This window comes from Rhodopseudomonas sp. (genome assembly GCF_036404135.1).
In the GTDB taxonomy this organism is placed as follows: Bacteria; Pseudomonadota; Alphaproteobacteria; order Rhizobiales; family Xanthobacteraceae; genus Rhodopseudomonas_A.
In genome coordinates, this window is sequence record NZ_DASWPE010000197.1 from 1 (window position 1) to 17,201 (window position 17,201).

Below are 17,201 nucleotides of genomic sequence, written 5' to 3' on the forward strand. Positions count from 1 at the left end.
AGCCCTTCGGAAAGCCGGTCGATCCAAAGCCGCCCGTCGGGGTTGAGCAGCACCTCGACGACCGCCGGGTCTTCCAGGAAGCCTGGCGATCGCTGGCCCGAGCCCCGTACGCAACATGCGTGTACCGCGCTTGATCGCTGCTGATTGCTGAGTGAGAACCGTCATGTTGCCCCTCCCACGTCAGGCCGCTAACAGCAGCTCCGTGGTTCGGGAATAATTAGAAGAGGCAGTAATGCCGGCTTTGCAACAACGCTGATAGGGTCATCGTAGTCTGGCGAAGAAATGGCGGTGATCGGCGGAATCGCGGGAGGCTTCGAACCATGCTTATCGGGCGACGACCGTCACCTACTACGTGCGGGCTGACCGCTGCATAGCGCCGCCGCCATCTGAAGGGCCGTTCATGACCCAGGTCGGACGTTGGCGCCGTCCTCTTGCAGGCGATTGTCCGTGCAAGCGTTGCCGGCCACCCGCCGCGCCTCAGTCGCGCGATTTGGACAGCCCCGCGAGAAGCGGAGCGTATGCGGCGAGCCTGCGGGATAGGTACTCCGTGAACAGGCGCACGCGCTTCGTCTTGCGTGTCTCCCGCTGTGTGAGTAGCCAGAGCGTTCCGTACATGTGGAGATCGGTACCCGGCACTCTCACCAGCAGGGGGTCGGCATCTCCGACAAAGCACGGCAGCGTCGTGATCCCGAGCCCTTGCCGGACAGCAACGATCTCCGCCGCGGCGTCCGTGGTCCTGAACGGTGCCCCCGTGGTGCGAACCTCACCCTCGCTGGCCCACTCCGGAATGCCATGCATGCTTATCACGATCCACCGGAGAGGATCAGCTGCGCCGGCACGCCATGCGGCCAGGCGATCCCGGGATATGTAGACCCCGCCGAACACTTCCGGTCCCTTCAGGCCGTGGAGATTGAGCGGCAGGGTTTTGCGGTCGTAGACCACGCGGATCGCGACGTCGGCTTCGCGGTTGGTCAGATTTGCCAGTTCGCCGGACGACAAGATTTCCATCTCGATGTCCGGATGCAGACGCGCGAACTCGGCGAAGTCCGGGATGAGCAGGTGAGTCGCGAGGATCGGTGTCAACGTCACCCGTAGAAGCCCGCGCACGCTCTGATCGCGCCCGAATACGCGCGTCTCCAGCTGGCGCGACGAGGCTTCCATCTGGATGGCGAGGTCGAGGACTTCCTCGCCCGCAGCCGTCAGCCGGTAGCCCGCGGGCAGCTTTTCGAACATGAGCGCCCCGAGGCGTTCCTCAAGTTGGGCGATGCGTCGCAGTACGGTCGCGTGGTTCACACCAAGGCTCTTGGCGGCAGCACGCACCGAGCCACCGCGCGAGACGGCAAGAAAGTAGCGAATGTCATCCCAGTCGATCATGGTGCAATCCAGCACCATACGGTGCACCTTCCAAAAGCTCGTATCTAACGGATCGTATAGCAGTATTGGCGAAAGTCACAGCTTGTGGGGACCGGCCCGGCGCAATTCCGACCGGCAACCACCAATAATCGCGGCCGGCTTCAATCTCCACCCGGATCGTATTCGCACCACCGATGTGCGCTTTTCCGCACTCAACGCCTGACCCCGGCGGACTTATGTCGAGGTTCTCGGGGACGTCCCCAAACGATCAGAGGCGGAAGCCTGGAAGGAAGCAATCGTGGGAAAGCTTGAAGGTAAGGTTGCAGTCATCACGGGTGGATCGAGCGGCATGGCGTTGGCGAGCGCCCGGCGGTTCGTTGAAGAAGGCGCATATGTTTTCATTACGGGCCGGAGACAGGAGGCGCTGGACGAGGCCGTCGAGCTGATCGGCCGGAACGTGACCGGTGTGCGCGGCGACGCGGCCAATCTCGACGACCTCGACCGTCTGTTCGACAAGGTCAAGCGAGAAAAGGGCAGGATCGACATCCTTTACGCGAGCGCCGGCACGGGCGAAGCGGTCCCACTGGGCGAGATTACCGAGCAGCATTTCGACGCGACCTTCGGCCTGAATACGCGCGGCACGCTGTTTACGGTCCAGAAGGCGTTGCCGCTGTTCAACGACGGCGGATCGATCTTCATGACCGGATCAGTTGCTTCGATCAAAGGTTTTCCTGGTTACAGCGTATATGCGGCGAGCAAGGCGGCGCTGCACGCATTCGCACGCGGATGGCTCAACGAACTCAAGGGCAGGAATATCCGGGTAAACGTGCTGCACCCAGGGCCGATCGCCACGCCGATGCAGGATCAGGTTCTCACCGAGGAAGCGAAGCAGATGTTCGAATCCCTGATTCCGCGGGGTACGATGGGTCGTCCCGAGGAAATTGCAGCAGCCGCGCTGTTTCTTGCTTCAGACGATTCCAGCTTCGTGAATGGGGTGGAGTTGTCTGTCGACGGCGGCTTCTCGGCCATCTGAATTCGTGCCGAGCGAAAACGGAGAGATACGATGAGTACCGAAGAGAATGTCCAGCTTGTGAAGAATTTCTTTGCAGCAATGGGGAGCCACAACCAGCAAGATCTGCTGGTGCTGGCCGCCGGAGATATCGAGTGGATCATTCCGGGCGACGGCTGGCCGTTGGCAGGCACGCACCGCGGGCACGCAGAGTTGGCGGCCGTGCTCAAGAAGGCGTCCGAAGAGGTGGAAACGCAATACCCGAAGCCCCCCGAATTCGTGGCGCAGGGCGACCGGGTTATGGTCGTCGGCGTCGCAACGGGAAAAATCAAAGCTACAAATAAGCAGTTCAAGGACGAATGGGTCTTCGACATTACCGTTCGAGACGGAAAAGTTGCACACATCCAGGAGTACATCGACACGCAAGCCCTGGCGCGGGCCTCGCAGATGAACACAAGGACGTAGTCAACTTCGACGTGCAAATTGTGTTGGCATGACACGATGTTGTGCCGACCGACATCACTTTCTGAAGCGGTTTGTCTGGGTGCGTGGCGCCGCTGGAAAGGCAACGCTCGCCGGGCTTGTTGCGGAACCGAATAGACCGACAATTCTGAAGGCTCCTGTCACGGTCATTGTCGACTACGATTTGGATTTCGTCGGCGAATTACCAAAAGTTCTTGCCTCGTAATGCCGAGGTCGTGCAGAAGTATTTTTCGGCACCAGGCGTCGGCGAGGTGACGGCAATGCGAAACGGAACGCTGCAGGGCGCTTGTCTCATCGTCGCTGCGCGAGCATTGGGGCTGGACTGCGGCCCCATGTCGGACTTCGACAACGCCGGCGTCGATAAGGCATTTTTCTCAGGCACACGGGTTCGGTCGAACTTCATTTGCAGCATTGGCTACGGCGATCCCGCTTCCGTGTTTCCGCGCAATCCTCGCCTTAGTTTCGAGGAGGCCGGCCGCTGGGCCTAAGTCCGGGCTTCGGAGCGAACAGTGAAAGCGCTGGCCATCGCGGCCACCATGAATGAGCCTAGGATCGCCGCCTCGCAGGCCACGCGCTCGTCGAATGCCAAACCGTAATGGAGATCCGATGTACGACCAATCCAAACTATCCGAATTGATCCGGTTCGCACGCATAACTGCGGGCTCCACCGTCATCGACGTTTACCCAGGCGACGGCGACTGGACCCGTGTCTTCTCCGGCATCGTGGGACCCGAAGGAAGGGTCTATAGCTTCGTGCCGGCAGAAGTCGCCCACTTCAAGAACGATCCGGTCGGCCGCATGCAGACGCTTGCGAATGAGCCGGGCCGAGAGAACGTCGGAGCCGTATCGGCGGCCCTCGTGGCGATGGCGGAGGCCACGCAGCCAGCGGATGTCCTATGGCTGCACCTGTTCTATCACGATCTCCACACCACGCTGATTCAAGCCAGGGGCGCGACGGCGGCCCAATTCAATCGAGCCGTCTACGAGCGGCTGAAGCCCGGTGGGTCCTACGTCATCGTAGACCACGCCGCCGCCGCAGGCGCGGGCACGAGCGACGCTCAGTCGCTGCATCGGATTGAGCCTGAAACCGTTCGCGAGGAGGTGGAGGCGGCCGGCTTCGTACTGGACGCGGAAAGCGCCCTGCTCGCGAACAAGGACGATTCGCACTCGATCAAGGTGTTCGATCCCTCGATCAAAGGCGAGACCGATCGCTTTGTTTATCGCTTCGTGAAGCCCTGACAGGTCCCAGTGGCGACTTGATGTTGACCTCCCCAATGGCGATAAGGGTGACTTCGACCGATTTTCAACTCACCCCTTCCGACCCGGATGTGGCCTTGATGCTGAAAGAAATGAACGCAAGATGACGGGGCGACGCCGACATCGGTTGATTTCTGGTAGTGGTACTTCGCGTCGTCTCGCTGCGCTACGGAATTCGGTCGCTATGGGGGCATGGCGGATTTTGACGAGCAATCGGTCCCGTTGATCCGCGCTGGAAGTCGCGAACGTAAGATCGCGGAATATTTCAATACGTTATTGGAGCTTTAGTTGCGCTTACTACCTAATGCCGAGAAAGTCTCTGCTCAAGTTTACCAAACCATGCAACATTAGGTAGCAAACACCACCAGACCAACATCCCGTCCGACCTTCATAATAGCCCTAACGATATTTGGGGTTTTCGATGGATGTGGTTTGCGAACTGCGCCGCAAGCGGGATCATCTGAAGGCTGATCGGAATTCTCGGTCGGGGTGACGCGGGTGAGCGTCTGTCCGGAAGAGCGGCGCTCTCGGACGGCCATTACGACCACCCGCTGCGGTGACTGAATCTTACGGCGGTCCTCACGGTCCTCCTTGCGGTTCCCAGGACGGATATGGCCGGCGAGATACATCCCGTCGATCTCGACTTGGCCGTCGAGCAGCATCTGCCCCCGACGCGCCGCCAGGGCTTCGCGGAGCTTCATGAGATTGAGCCATGCCTTCGTCTGCACGCCGAGTTCGCGGGCAACCTGCAGGGCGGCCTCGCCCTTGGCGCCGTTGGTGGACATGGCGATTACGATCAGGATTTCACGGAACTTGAGCTTCCGGCTGGCGAAGATCGCCCCCTGGTGACAGTGAATTCGTTCCGGCATACCTTCGCCGAACACTTGGACCGCTGCTCGCGAGAGAGCTCGTAGCACCGCAGATTGCCGCAGTCCGGGCAATACGACTCGCCGTTCGTCTCGGGTCAGCGTGCGCGCTTGAACAAGCGATAAGCTCCAGGTTCGGTCATTCGCATGACCTTCTGAAGCGACAGATCACGAGCGTCTTTGGTGATCGGTTCAATCATATTGGCCCATGTGCCTTGATTGATACATACGCTCGATACGAGATGATCGAGTTGATATGTTCGTTTGGCTATAAGGTCCTAAGACTCAAAAAGCATGCTGACAGATGGACCTATATGTCCCCATCGCGGACGGCCTTGTCTTCAGTCGATCAGCGCGAACTGGAGGAGCTTCACATCGCCATCGAAGGTGAATGATCTGGTGTTCACTCCGAGACGCGATCTTGAGAAATGCCCGGTTTCAATTGGCGGACAGAGTTGAACAAAATTGCAAATCAACCTGTTAGTAAACGTTAACCCTCTCAGATCACCGCCTTTTGAAGGATCTTCTCAAGGCAAAATCGCTCGTGTACGTAAGAGCACACCAAACGACGCCTTGTTTTGCCGCGTCCGCTGCCGCGAACATAGAGTGCATCGCGATCATTAGGTTGATCCAAAACAGAGGAGGCAAAGTGCGATGACCACCGTTCACACCTCCTCCACCCGCGCCCTCCTCACCTTTACGGCATTCTCCAAGATAGCCGATTGATTGCGCCGCGCTACGGCGCTCCTCTTTCAATCGTCCGATCCGGGAATTTGTCTCCTGGAATAAACCGTCCGACGCATCATGTGTTCGGTCGAGGAGAACTGCCGTGTTCAATGATCCCATCCATCAAAACGGGGGCTAGCCCGCTGACGTCGCGTTCAAATTAGCGACCTCACGGTCCCTCGATCAACCAATCAAAGCGCAGTTAGCAATCGAGAAGGTCGGGAATCGATTCCCGTGACGCTCGAGATACATCTGTAGATCACTATGAACGGCTTCGTCCTCCCCGCCCAGTATTTTAAGTTATCACCGCCTTACGCTCGTCGAACTTTCACGACTTCGCCATTCATCCTTCCAGGCTCTCTTTTGCGAAACGTTCACCCTGGCGAGCGCCTTCATGCCAAGCAATGTAGTTATCCATGACCACGCAGAAGAAATCCCGTCTCTATTATCCCCTCGCGCCACTGCCGCTCAACGCCGCGAGCGACCGTGCCCATCCGTCATCCGTTGACACTGAGGTGAATGATGTGGAAGCGAGCTTACGGATAGGACGGCACTAACGCTACGAGCGGATCCCGGCACCGCATGGTGCCCACCGTCTCCGTCTCTCGCCAGTCGGCGACCGTCCCCATCATCGCGATCGACGAGCGGTGCTTTCGTGAATCCGAAACGGAATCGCGAAGTAACCTACGAAAGCTCCCTTGAGCGTGATCTTGCATACATCCTCCTCGCCCATCCGGACGTGGACGACATTCAAGATCAAGTTCCGATTGAATACGACGATGGCACCCGACGGAAACACACCTTTGACTTGGTAGCCAGCCTCAAGAGGCGAACCAAGACCGCCTTTGCCGTCAAGGCGGCGAACCGTGTCAAATCGAGTGGGATTGAGAAAACGATCGAGTTGATCAGGGACCAAGCGTCCCCGGATTTCGCTGATCGCTTCGAAATTCGCACCGGAGAGCAGATCACTCGCGTTCGCGCTGACAACGCACGATTGATCCATCGCGCCCGCCGGACGCGATACGAGAGCGACATCGCCACGATCGCAATGGTCGCAGCAACCTTGCGCGGCGCAGTGACTATTGAGTCGTTGCTGGCCGCCTCAATGAACAACGGCCACGGCTTCTACGCGGTTGTCTGCCTGATCGACGACTGTGTTCTGGATCTCGTTGGCCACGGCCGGATCACCTACAGCAGCCTCGTAAGGCCTCGTCAGAATTGAAAGGAGAAATGATGATTACCGCATCTGCCCAAGAGACCGCTTCTCTCTCGACCGACGTCGTACCGCGCTTCCGTCTGGAACCGACCGATAAGGTCACCATCAACGGCGTCGATTATGTGCCGAAGTCCGCTGACGACTTCGGACATGTGCTTCGTCGTCTCGACAATCCCGACATGTGCGAGTCCTTCACTCACGCACAAATTGATGAATTGCGTAAGGAAGACGGATGGGCTCACTGCCGCGGCTTCTTTACTTCCAGCAAGGCACAGCTGCGATCGGCGCGTCCCGAGACTCTCCTGAGCGATCTCCCGTCCAAACAACTGCAGAGGGTGTTGTTTCGGAAGACCTTTTGCGATGAGTTCTTGCGGATGGAAGCCGATGGCCTCGCCTCGCGTTCCGACGCATCGATGAAGGAGGCCATTCGGTCCATCGTGGCCAATATGGTCACGTCCGAACTGAGCGATGGCCGTTGTGGGAGCGAAGACGTGAATCTGAAGCGCCCGCCCAGCCCTCGCAGCCTTCGGCGTTGGATCGACGCGTACGCAGCCTGCGCATGGGAACCCATCGCGTTGTCTCACAACTACGGTCGCTCCGGCAACCGCTTGCCGCGTTTCGGAAAGGAAGAACGCGATTTGATGCAAGAATACGCGGATATGTATGCGAGCCGCCTGCAGCCGAGCAAGAAGTCGCTTCTGACCGACCTCCATGGAGAGATCAAAAAGCTGAACAAGCAGCGTCAAATCGCGGGTGAACGGCTGCTGAGACTGCCCAGCCGCGCTGCCTTCGAGCGCGTCATCGAAAGTCTCGATCCGTTCCACGTCTACGCCGGACGTAACTCGCCTGAGGCTGCCCGCAAGAAGTTCTTTCTTGTGCAGAATGGTCTCTGTGTCACGCGACCGTTGGAACGAATCGAACTCGACGAAAATATGATTCCGCTCCAGACGTTGTTGACTGATGCGAAACTGTGGCATCGGCTGACGCCGAAGCAGCAGGCAGAAGTTGAACGCCGACGCCTATGGGTGTCGACCGCCATCGACACGGCAACTCGGTGCTGTTTAGCAGCGCTGATCGTCGAGAACCCTTCTGAAGCAAGTGCGATTGCAACGCTTGAGATGGCAGTCAACGACAAATCTGCCTACGCTTCGGCTGCGGGCTGCGTTACGCCTTGGGATCAGTGCGGGACCCCTGAGTGCATCGCAAATGATGCCGGCGCTGGATACAAGTCTTATGGATACCGGGCCGCTGCTTGCGATCTTGGCGCTGATCTGATGTTCCCTACGACGGGCACGCCGCAGATGCGCGGCAAGCAAGAACGCTTTTATCGGACTATCCATACAGGATTTTTTTCTAGGCTGGATGGCCGCACGTTTGAGAACGTTGTTGCCAAGGGAAACTACGACTCCGAAGCGAATTCTGATTTGGACGCATCCGAAATCGGACAAATTACGGTCCGCTATCTCGTGGACGTCTACCACAACACCCCTCATTCCGGACTGGCTGGTGAGACTCCGCGCAACGCCTGGCTTCGTCTCACCAAGATCTTTCCGGTCATCCCTCCGCCCGACAAAGAGGTCAACCGTCACATCTTCGGCCTGACTCACGAGGCCAGGATCGGGAACCGCGGAGTGCGTTTCCTTGGATTGTATTATCGATCCCAGGAGTTGCAGCGCCTCCGACGGAAGACGGGCATGAAGCCGGTCTTGGTCCGCGTCGACCGAACCGATCTCAGCCGCATCTCGGTGCGTCCCAAGCCCGGTCTCAACATCGCATCTGATCAGGGGTGGATCACAGTCGATTGTCTGACGTCCGGTTTCGAAGGCGTGTCTGTCGACCATTGGATGCGCACGGCGCGCATTATCCGCAAGAATAATGCGGAAATGGCGAAGGTTAGCGAAGCCGTTGTGCACCAGGCGCTCCGTGACATCGATGAATTCTCCCGGATGGCTGCTAAGCGCGCCGGGATCGCGTCGCGTTTCCTCACTTCCGAAGACTTCAAGAAGTTTGACCGCGACGTCTTTCGCAATCTTGAATTCGTTCGCGGGCCTGAAAATGCACCGGGAGTGCTCGAACCGTCCGATGAAGGCGCCGGCGACGTCGTGGAAGTGGAGATTGGTGGGGCGGCTCCGACCGCAGAGCTGCCTGACGAAGACGGCGATGACGCCTGGTTTGTGGAGGACTGAGCATGGTCGACAACATGCCAACTAACGCGGAAAACGAAGACCCATTCTTGCGCATGCGCCGCCTTCGTTCGCCGGAACGGGCGCAGGTGAGTGCGAAGATTGCGCAACTTCAATCCGCGTATTTCGGGACCGAACGCGACAACTTGCTTGAAGCTGAGATCGACATTCTCTTCGACTCACACATGGAAGCCGAGGCAGCAGAGGGAAACCGCCGGGTCGGGCGTCTCCGGGAAGGCCGGGCGCTCACCGTGACGGGCGCTTCTGGAGCCGGGAAAACGCGTGCGCTCGATCGCATTTTCATGAAACGTGAGGATTTACTTGGCTATGGCGACAAAGAGTCCGATTGCCCGCTCGTGTCGGTAATGGCTCCTTCACCGTGTACGCCGCGCCTTCTCGGCGAAAGCATCCTCAAAGCGTTGGGTTATCCCGTAGAACGGAAGCTTGAGGAGAACGTCGCTTGGGATCTCGTCCATAAGACCCTCGCATTGAGGCGGGTCAAATTCCTTCATATTGATGAGCTTCAACACGCCCTCCAATCCCGTAACCCCGTCGAGATCGGGAAGGTGCAGGACACCTTGAAAGGTTTGTTGCAGGACAAGTACTGGCCTGTATGGCTTATCCTGTCTGGGCTTCCTAGCGCGAAGACTTTCTTGGCCAAGGACATCCAGGTCCGTCGCCGCACGAGACATGTCGTCTTCCATGATCTCAAATTCCCGGATGACATCCCGCTGGTCCGTCGTCTCGTCACGTTCTACGCAAAGGACAAAGGCGGATGCGGGGCCACAATCGCGCAAGACAATGATCTCATCGGGCGCCTTCTCCACGCGGCAAACGGCAGCTTTGGCGTGGTTATTGAGCTGATTCAAGATGCTGTCGGGCACGCCCTCCGTTCGTCGGAGACCGACCTCTCTTCCGAACACTTTGCGGCTGCATATGCGGCACGGACGGGATGCATTCGGGACAACAATGTCTTCGTCGTCGCCAGTGATTGGGATCTGATCGATACGTCCGGGCTTAATGGCATTGAAGAACCTCCGCCTGAAGACGCTCCGATCGGCAGGTCCAAGGCGAAGAGCAAGAAGAACAAAAAGGCTTAGATGGAGTCGCACGTGTACTCTCTTCATTCCAATATGACCGTCGCTATTCGTGACGGGGAGTCGGCGATGAGCTTCTGCTCGCGAGCCGGTCAGATCTTTGGCCGCACGGCGCGAGACTTTTGCCTCGACATGGGCTTGCCGTTTCAAGCAGTCGTTGATGGTGACCAAGGGGCTCTGCAAAAGATTGCGGCTCGTTGTCGGGTTGACCTTCAATGCCTCACGAAGGCGTCGATCGTAAAGGTGGGAGAACGTCGATATCACTTTTGCGGGCAGGACTTTGTCCGGGACAGTCTCGCTAGGTCCACGATGCGCGTCTGCCCTCATTGCCTCGTCGAGGACTTGAATGTTGGCGATGTGCCGGAAGATGTGCGTCCATATGGGCGGACGCTATGGCAAGTGGGACCGATCAGGACCTGTCCGCGGCACAATGTGGCGTTGGTCTAAGTTGCTGACGACAATAACCCGCATCGCGTTCATGACTTCTCGCAGCTCATCAAGCCGTCACTGCGACGGCTGACCGAGTTGGTTCAGCAATCGAGATCGCGCCACCCTTCAGGGTTGGAGACCTATCTGATTGAGCGCCTGCGCCATGAGGCCGATTTGCCGCCTCAATGGCTCGACATGCTGCCTTTCTATGCGGCTGCCAGGATGTGCGAAATGCTCGGCGCGGTTGCAACACGTGGTATCCGCTTCTACGCCAAGTCGCTGACCGAGGATGATTGGTATGTCTGCGGCGGTGCAGGCTATGCAATTGCGGAGAAAGGAGAGGACGGAATCCGAATGCTACTCTCTCGTCTTCAGGACTCCTTCCAGAACACCAAGCACGATTGGGGTCCACGATCGACCTTTGGCCGCCTTTACGAGTGGCTCGCCCACGAAAACGATGACGAAGCCTATGATCCCCTTCGTGACCTGATCACGAGGCATGTGATCCAGACCATGCCAGTCGGCCCTGGGGACGAGATTTTCGGAAAAGACGTCGCGACGCGCCGACTGCATTCTCTTCGCTCCGCATCGCTGGAGTTCGGAGCTCATCCGAAGCGGCTTCGCAAGCTACTGCACGCAGCCGGCATTATCGGGCCGGAAAGCCTGTCTCTGTCGGACGATCGAGTCCTGTTCGATGCTGCCGGAACCCAGCATGTCCTTGAACGCATCGGACACGCGATGCCGCTGAAGGAGGCTGGAAAGTACATCAACGCCCCTCGACCGCACGAACGCTTGCTCTTCGACGCAGGCTTTATCCAGCCGTTCATCAGGGGTGGAACCGAGCAACTCAAAGACCACGCGTTCGCGAAGCAGGATTTGGACGCATTCCTCAATCGATTGCTCGCCGGTGCCGTAGAAATCGATCAAGATGGTCGCTTCCTTCCCATTCCGGACGCGGCCAGGCGCGCGAACTGTGCGGCGATGGAGATCGTCAGGCTGATTTTGGACAGAACGCTCGGGCATATCGGGCGACGTCTCGACGTATCCGGCTATCTCTCGGTCCTAATGGACCCGGAAGAGGTACGGAGCCACGTCCGTGGTCCCGAGCTGCAAGGCTTGAATCTGCGCAGTGTGGAGAAACTTCTACGTGTGTCCACAGCAACGGTGAAGGCCCTGATCAAGGGCAAGCATTTACCCTCTGGCGAAATGCTAAACCCGGTAAATCGTTGTCCTCAAACCTACGTACGGGAAGCGGACCTCAAGATCTTCATGGAGAGGTTTGCATCGATCGACGTCCTCGCTAGAGAAAGTGGAACCAGAGGGCACCTCCTCCGGCCGCGACTTGATGCCATGAAGATCCATCCGGCGTTCGTTTTGTCCGAGGTCGATCTGGCGTTCTATGATCGTCGAGAGCTCTCAGAAGTCCTGAACACTAGATGAGCACCTCCCACCCCTAAACGACGCACCGCTTCTCGATTCCATCTTCAAAGCCTCTCGCTCTCCGGCATCCGGGAGCGAGGGGCTTTTTTGATTCCGGCCGATACGTTCTCGTTCTTCAGAATATTTGCGACTGCGATGATGAAATGTCGCGCGCCATCCGTGTGCATACCGACACGCTTCATAGTTTGCCGTAACTGCGGCGTCTGATGAGTAGCAAAACTGCGGCGCTCTAACGCGAGCATTCGCATCGCCTCGCGGCGTTTTCAGATTTTTTCTCTCATAAATTCAATGGCCTACATGACGCGCTGCGGCATCCTTTGGCTGCCGTAACAGCACAACTACCAGCCCGCCTGAACCGCAAATCACACGACCGACCTTTTGCCCGGCCCAGCGCCGGGCAAAACAGATTGATTCCAACCAATTCCTAGGAGATCGTCGATCGCTTTCGTCTTGTGTATTTGCTGCTTGTCAATGTAGCTCAGCAAAGCCACAACCCCTTCAGCCTCCTCGCGACAATACTCTGCATATCCAAGCTCAGTAATCCATGGCGTCGTTAGAATCTTTTCATCCCCCTTCGCTCCTTCCCCAACGCCAAGAAACGATGCATCTGACGCAAAAGATATTTTAACAAAGCCTTGGACTCCACCTTTGGATGGGGGGCGCAAAAATCTCCTGATTACTTCTCCGTCCTTCTTATGAAAACGACGCATTTTCGCGTCTGAAAAGGATAGCCGCTCGGGATAGATCTTTCGCAGAAAATTGATAAAATTCGCTTCTGAGCTAGATCGATCCTCCACCAATCTGATTTCTCTACCAAATCGGCCAACTTTTAAGTCGACCCCCAAACACGAAAGATAATCATACAAGAACTGATCACTCTTGAGGGACATCGATAAGGATGTTGCCAAAGCTGATAGATTGCGCCTGATAAACCCAACCAACATTTCCTGATTGATGTCATAGAGCATTTTGACGACATTATCTGTAGGTCGTCGAAGTATCTTATGAAGCACTTCATCCAAGTGATTCGAAGTTACCCTCGCCATGCAATATGCAGCAAAGAATTCCTGGAAAGAGCGATGAGTAAAGGAATAATTCAGCCCCTCTTTCTGAAGGATACAAACAGATTCAACAAGATCTTGCAAAAAACTCGACGCGGAAACAGCCGAACTTTCGATTTTCAGGCACTTGCTAATATATACCAGCAATTCCGTTTCGTTGAATTCGAACTTCTCGTCGTAATACGTCGCCAAACAGAAATATGCCAAATGTCGCTTGAATACGTCGATCGAAAGTTCGGTGTACATTGTTCTCTTAAAGGCTTCTTTTGTTGCGTCGTGCTTGGCGAACAACGTGTCAAACGCCTGCTCGTAGAACAGATGAATCTTTTCGGGAATGTCGGCAAATTGATCGAAGGTAAGCAACATCATTGTTGCTAGCAGGGGGCTCGACAAAAAGCTCTTGTGACGAACGTACAAATCTCTCTTGATGCGCTCTATGAATTTTCTTTTGATAACAGCTTCATATTTAAGCTTCTTTATAAGTTCCACGACCCGTGTCCGGTCTAAGGGCTGAACGTGGTACGTGGTAAATGACTGCCAGGCATTAAACCTCTCATCCCACCTACCAGAGACAACTATGGTCAGCGCAGGGTTGTTTTGTGCCAGATCAAGTATCTGACGCTCCAAGGAAATTCGCTTTGCTGCAACTATCTCGTCGAAACCATCGAGAATAAGGATGAAGGCGCCATCGCGGAGAGATTCCGCAAAGGCGCTCTCAGACAACGACGAATGCGCGCCAATAATTGAGTGGTAGATGAAGACGTCCAGCTTATCGATCGAGACATCGTTCAGCCGCCTCAATTCGACGAACACAGGAATTCGCCCTCGAGAATTCTCGAAGAGGGATATCCATAAGTACTTCATAAATATCGTTTTTCCACCGCCACCCGTACCGGAAACTACGACTCGCCGTTTTTTCCAGACGGCATCTATGACGTCGTAATCATCGACGGTTTTCTCGTCGCACTTGAACTGCAAATTTACGTATTGATCCAGAAGCTCAACTGGTTCGTCTCTATTCAATAGTGTTTTGATCTTGGTGCAACGATCAAACGTAGCACGCAAGTGCGCCTCAAACGATGAGCCATTACGCGTGAGCGCAGCCTGTAGTTTCGATCCTACTTGGGAAAGCACACTCAATGTTAGCTTGCTGAATAGATCCGAAAACACCTTCGCGGTCACGGTGGCGGCGAGGCCTGTCGATTCAATCATTATGATTCTCGCGTGGCTTCAGCTAAGTTGTACAATCTTAAGAGGAGTTGCAGCCTTCACAACCGAAATCCTTATTCCACTCCCTAGTCCCTAAGTTCTCTACCCCGCGGCACTCGTGAGTGCTTGCGTTGGCGGATTCCCTGTCGTTCAACGGCCGCAGCCCGTAGTCCGGGTCGAGCCTTTGCGAAACCCATCGCCGCATTCGCAAGCGTCTCGGTGGTTTTACTTCGTTCAACCACCTTATAGATTTGCCCACGTTGCCACAGTAGCAGCGTAGCCCGGGCGAGCGCAGCGATACCCGGGGCATCGCCGCCGCGGAAATGCCGCTCCCGGATCGCGCTACGCTTATCCGGGCTAGATGCTACAATTCCCGCATGCCCGTTTCCCCAATCCGCGTCCGGTTTGACGATCACACGCTCTGGGTCGAGCTCTCCGACGGACGGACGCTCGGCGTGCCGCTGGCGTGGTTTCCGAAGCTGGCGCACGCAACGCCGGAGCAACGCGCGACGGTCGGGTTGAGCCGCCTCGGTCTGCATTGGGAAGCGCTCGACGAGGACATTTCGGTCGCCGGCTTGCTCGCCGGTCACGGCACGATTGGTCCGTAGGGTGGGCAAAGGCGCACTTGCGCCGTGCCCACCAGATGCCGCGCGAGCGAGGGTTCCGTCTGGTGGGCACGCTGCGCTTTGCCCACCCTACGGACTATGCTTGCCCAGCCTTCGGGGTTGGCGCAGCGCCTGCCCTGATTCCTGGGTCTCCGCGGCCGGGCCACGAACTGCCACGTCGGCCGCGCCCCAGGCCAACAGCCGCCACGCCACGCCGCCACGCCGCCCCGCCGCCCCGCCGCCCCGCCGCCCCGCCGCCCCGCCCCCACCCCGTGGAAAACCCTCTCCCCCGCGAAATCCAAGGAAATTTCTTGACGCGTCGGAAAGCTCCAGATGATAACCAAACTCATTCTCATCTGATCCGGCCGTCAGCACGGCGGCGCGGGTTCCCTCCTGGCAAAGCAAGGCGCCCCATGCAGACCTCTGAGAGCCCGTCCACCCCCGCGCGTTTCGATCGGCTGGGTCGCGCGCAGATTGCAGGGCTGGCCGGGGTGGCGGCGGCGCTGGTCGGGCTGATCTGCCTGTTCGGCTATGCCTTCGTGATCTCGCTGGCGCTGTGCGAGACCGCGGCCGCGCTGGCCTTCCTGGTCTATCTGATCGGCTCCGATGCGTTCGTCACGCGCACCGCCGCAGCGGCCGAGCCGGTGGCCAGGCCCCGTCGGGCGCGGCGCGCCAACCGGGTGGCGCTTGGCGCGGCCGAGTGATCGTCGCCTGAAGACGCCTTGCCGATGGGGCGGATGAGCTGGCATCGCCCGCTCAATACGCGCTGTTAAAGCGGCATGCCTTGTGACAAGTTCAAGAAGGTTGGGCGTCCGTTGGGGCCGGATCGGCTTGCGCTGCCGTAGTTTCGCGGGGGCCAACGGCGGCGGGCTCACTTCGGTTCCTGCCGCTCATAGTGATGAGGTTCGCGTGAACCGATCAGCTTCACGCCATGCTGCAAATCACCTACACGGCGCGCTGTCATAAAGTCCCTTACCGCGCCGCCGGTTTGCCGGCCGAGCCGGTCGGACGATGCCGCAGCGGCCGGGTCAGTGTGGAGGTCTGGGGCCGCACCGGCTGCGGCGCGCCTTCGGTCCGCGGCAATCCGCTGCGCAGCCATGACAGCGCCTGGGACAGTCCCGGCAATACCCGGGTCGAGCGTTCGCTGCAGATCATACTGACTACCCTTCGCGGTTGTTCGATCCGATCTGGCTCATAGCCTCTGCCCCCGTTTGCGCCGCTGCCCGCCGTGTCGCCGGTCACAGCGATATTAAGGTACTCCTATGCTATGCCGCTGACACCTCCGTACTGTCCCGAAGGCAACCCGATCGTGCCAACCGGGTTCCACTATTTCTTGTCGCCGGTCGCCTGCTTCGCCGGCGGCTCCTTGGTCATGATCGCGACCAGGCTATAGTCCGGGGTTTGTCCCGGCGCGCTGGCGATCTGGTCGTAGATCAGCACCTCGCCGTCGAGCCGGATCTTGATGTCGTCGATCTTGACGTCGTCGATCGGATTCAGCGTCACCAGCGAATTGCCCTTCACCGCGCCGACCTTGGTATTGGGCTTCAGATTGGTGGCGGTGCCTTCTATGAAAGTGATGGTGCCGTCCTTGTCGACGGTGAATTTGTCGATCTCGGTGAAGGTCTGCTTGCCGAGTTCGTCGCACACCATATGCGCTTCATGGACTTGGTAGCTGGTCTCGCTGCCGACGAATTTCATCTTGATCTCGCCGCAGCTATGCACCTTATCGCCCATTTGGAAGGTGCCCTTGCCGACCCAGACGCCGTCGATGAACGACGCGCCGCCCGCGAATGCCGGCGTGCTGAGCGCCAGGCCAAGTCCCACGATCCATCCCGACTTCATGGCCGATCCCTCTCCTGATCTCGTTCATGGGGATGTGTAGCGCCGGGCCGCGATTGCAAGCCTCGCCGCGCAGCAGGCGAAGAAATCGCTTAGCAAGCGGTGCCCTGATAGTGCATGCGCGCACCGTGACGGGTCGTTGCCAAGCCAAGCATCTCGCCGCCGCCAACGGCTGCACGCCCGGCCAGTTGGCGATCGCCTGGCTGCTGCACCAGGGCCCCGAAATCATCCCGATCCCGGGCACCCGGCGGATCGTCGCGCTGGAAGAGAATCTCGGCGCGGCCGAGATCGCGCTGTCGTCTGCCGAACTTGCGGCGATCGCCGCGGCGCTGCCGCCCGGCGCCGCGGCCGGCGAGCGCTATGCACAAGCCGCCCAGGTCGGCCTGAACGCTTGAAGCGGGCGCCGTTCGCTCGGCACCGGCGCCGCT

Annotated in this window: 17 protein-coding genes and 1 pseudogene; 12 read left to right on the forward strand and 6 right to left on the reverse strand. The window is 58.1% G+C overall.

The window, feature by feature from the left end:
• Both VGC77_RS21500 and VGC77_RS21505 read right to left on the reverse strand, forming a co-directional pair.
• Positions 1 to 117, reverse strand: a pseudogene (locus VGC77_RS21500) (P-type conjugative transfer ATPase TrbB); the annotation flags it as partial.
• 360 nt (positions 118 to 477) lie between these two features.
• Positions 478 to 1,374 carry a LysR family transcriptional regulator gene (locus VGC77_RS21505; RefSeq protein WP_331173592.1) on the reverse strand — a complete coding sequence of 299 codons (897 nt, stop codon included), beginning with the start codon at positions 1,372 to 1,374 and terminating at the stop codon, positions 478 to 480.
• 277 nt (positions 1,375 to 1,651) lie between these two features.
• Here VGC77_RS21505 and VGC77_RS21510 point away from each other — a divergent pair, with 277 nt between their 5' ends.
• From VGC77_RS21510 to VGC77_RS21525, 4 genes are all read left to right on the forward strand, one after another.
• Entirely contained in the window at positions 1,652 to 2,386 is a 735-nt protein-coding gene (locus tag VGC77_RS21510) for an SDR family NAD(P)-dependent oxidoreductase (RefSeq protein WP_331173593.1), read from the forward strand.
• A gap of 30 nt (positions 2,387 to 2,416) precedes the next feature.
• Positions 2,417 to 2,827, forward strand: coding sequence for a nuclear transport factor 2 family protein (locus VGC77_RS21515; RefSeq protein ID WP_331173594.1), 411 nt, complete (start codon positions 2,417 to 2,419; stop codon positions 2,825 to 2,827).
• 167 nt (positions 2,828 to 2,994) lie between these two features.
• Positions 2,995 to 3,333 carry a hypothetical protein gene (locus VGC77_RS21520; RefSeq protein WP_331173595.1) on the forward strand — a complete coding sequence of 113 codons (339 nt, stop codon included), beginning with the start codon at positions 2,995 to 2,997 and terminating at the stop codon, positions 3,331 to 3,333.
• Between the two features lie 118 nt (positions 3,334 to 3,451).
• Positions 3,452 to 4,084: a class I SAM-dependent methyltransferase gene (locus tag VGC77_RS21525; protein ID WP_331173596.1), complete on the forward strand. Its 633-nt coding sequence runs from the start codon at positions 3,452 to 3,454 to the stop codon at positions 4,082 to 4,084.
• A 365-nt stretch (positions 4,085 to 4,449) separates the two neighbouring features.
• Here VGC77_RS21525 and VGC77_RS21530 read toward each other — a convergent pair whose 3' ends face one another.
• On the reverse strand, positions 4,450 to 4,986 hold the full coding sequence (locus tag VGC77_RS21530; protein ID WP_331173597.1) for a transposase: 537 nt from the start codon (positions 4,984 to 4,986) through the stop codon (positions 4,450 to 4,452).
• A 1,363-nt stretch (positions 4,987 to 6,349) separates the two neighbouring features.
• Between VGC77_RS21530 and VGC77_RS21535 the strand changes: the two genes are divergently transcribed.
• From VGC77_RS21535 to VGC77_RS21550, 5 genes are all read left to right on the forward strand, one after another.
• Positions 6,350 to 6,916 (forward strand): hypothetical protein, encoded by a 567-nt coding sequence (locus VGC77_RS21535; protein WP_331173598.1) that lies wholly within the window; start codon positions 6,350 to 6,352, stop codon positions 6,914 to 6,916.
• Positions 6,917 to 6,927: 11 nt separating this feature from the next.
• On the forward strand, positions 6,928 to 9,096 hold the full coding sequence (locus VGC77_RS21540) for a Mu transposase C-terminal domain-containing protein (protein WP_331173599.1): 2,169 nt from the start codon (positions 6,928 to 6,930) through the stop codon (positions 9,094 to 9,096).
• A gap of 2 nt (positions 9,097 to 9,098) precedes the next feature.
• On the forward strand, positions 9,099 to 10,193 hold the full coding sequence (locus VGC77_RS21545; RefSeq protein WP_331173600.1) for an ATP-binding protein: 1,095 nt from the start codon (positions 9,099 to 9,101) through the stop codon (positions 10,191 to 10,193).
• 33 nt (positions 10,194 to 10,226) lie between these two features.
• Positions 10,227 to 10,637, forward strand: a complete 411-nt coding sequence (locus VGC77_RS23710) for a TniQ family protein (protein ID WP_414709707.1) — start codon at positions 10,227 to 10,229, stop codon at positions 10,635 to 10,637.
• Between the two features lie 114 nt (positions 10,638 to 10,751).
• A complete protein-coding gene (locus tag VGC77_RS21550; RefSeq protein WP_331173601.1) occupies positions 10,752 to 12,059 on the forward strand; it encodes a hypothetical protein in 1,308 nt (435 codons plus the stop codon).
• Between the two features lie 362 nt (positions 12,060 to 12,421).
• On the opposite strand, the gene VGC77_RS21555 is transcribed toward VGC77_RS21550, so the two are convergent.
• Entirely contained in the window at positions 12,422 to 14,332 is a 1,911-nt protein-coding gene (locus tag VGC77_RS21555) for an NACHT domain-containing protein (RefSeq protein WP_331173602.1), read from the reverse strand.
• Positions 14,333 to 14,706: 374 nt separating this feature from the next.
• Between VGC77_RS21555 and VGC77_RS21560 the strand changes: the two genes are divergently transcribed.
• Together VGC77_RS21560 and VGC77_RS21565 are read left to right on the forward strand one after the other, a co-directional pair.
• Positions 14,707 to 14,937 (forward strand): DUF2442 domain-containing protein, encoded by a 231-nt coding sequence (locus VGC77_RS21560; RefSeq protein WP_331173603.1) that lies wholly within the window; start codon positions 14,707 to 14,709, stop codon positions 14,935 to 14,937.
• A 410-nt stretch (positions 14,938 to 15,347) separates the two neighbouring features.
• Positions 15,348 to 15,638, forward strand: a complete 291-nt coding sequence (locus tag VGC77_RS21565) for a hypothetical protein (protein ID WP_331173604.1) — start codon at positions 15,348 to 15,350, stop codon at positions 15,636 to 15,638.
• Positions 15,639 to 15,906: 268 nt separating this feature from the next.
• On the opposite strand, the gene VGC77_RS21570 is transcribed toward VGC77_RS21565, so the two are convergent.
• Positions 15,907 to 16,089: a hypothetical protein gene (locus VGC77_RS21570; protein WP_331173605.1), complete on the reverse strand. Its 183-nt coding sequence runs from the start codon at positions 16,087 to 16,089 to the stop codon at positions 15,907 to 15,909.
• Between the two features lie 171 nt (positions 16,090 to 16,260).
• Entirely contained in the window at positions 16,261 to 16,776 is a 516-nt protein-coding gene (locus VGC77_RS21575) for a hypothetical protein (RefSeq protein ID WP_331173606.1), read from the reverse strand.
• A gap of 32 nt (positions 16,777 to 16,808) precedes the next feature.
• Here VGC77_RS21575 and VGC77_RS21580 point away from each other — a divergent pair, with 32 nt between their 5' ends.
• A complete protein-coding gene (locus tag VGC77_RS21580; RefSeq protein WP_331173659.1) occupies positions 16,809 to 17,168 on the forward strand; it encodes an aldo/keto reductase in 360 nt (119 codons plus the stop codon).
• Positions 17,169 to 17,201 lie beyond the last annotated feature (33 nt).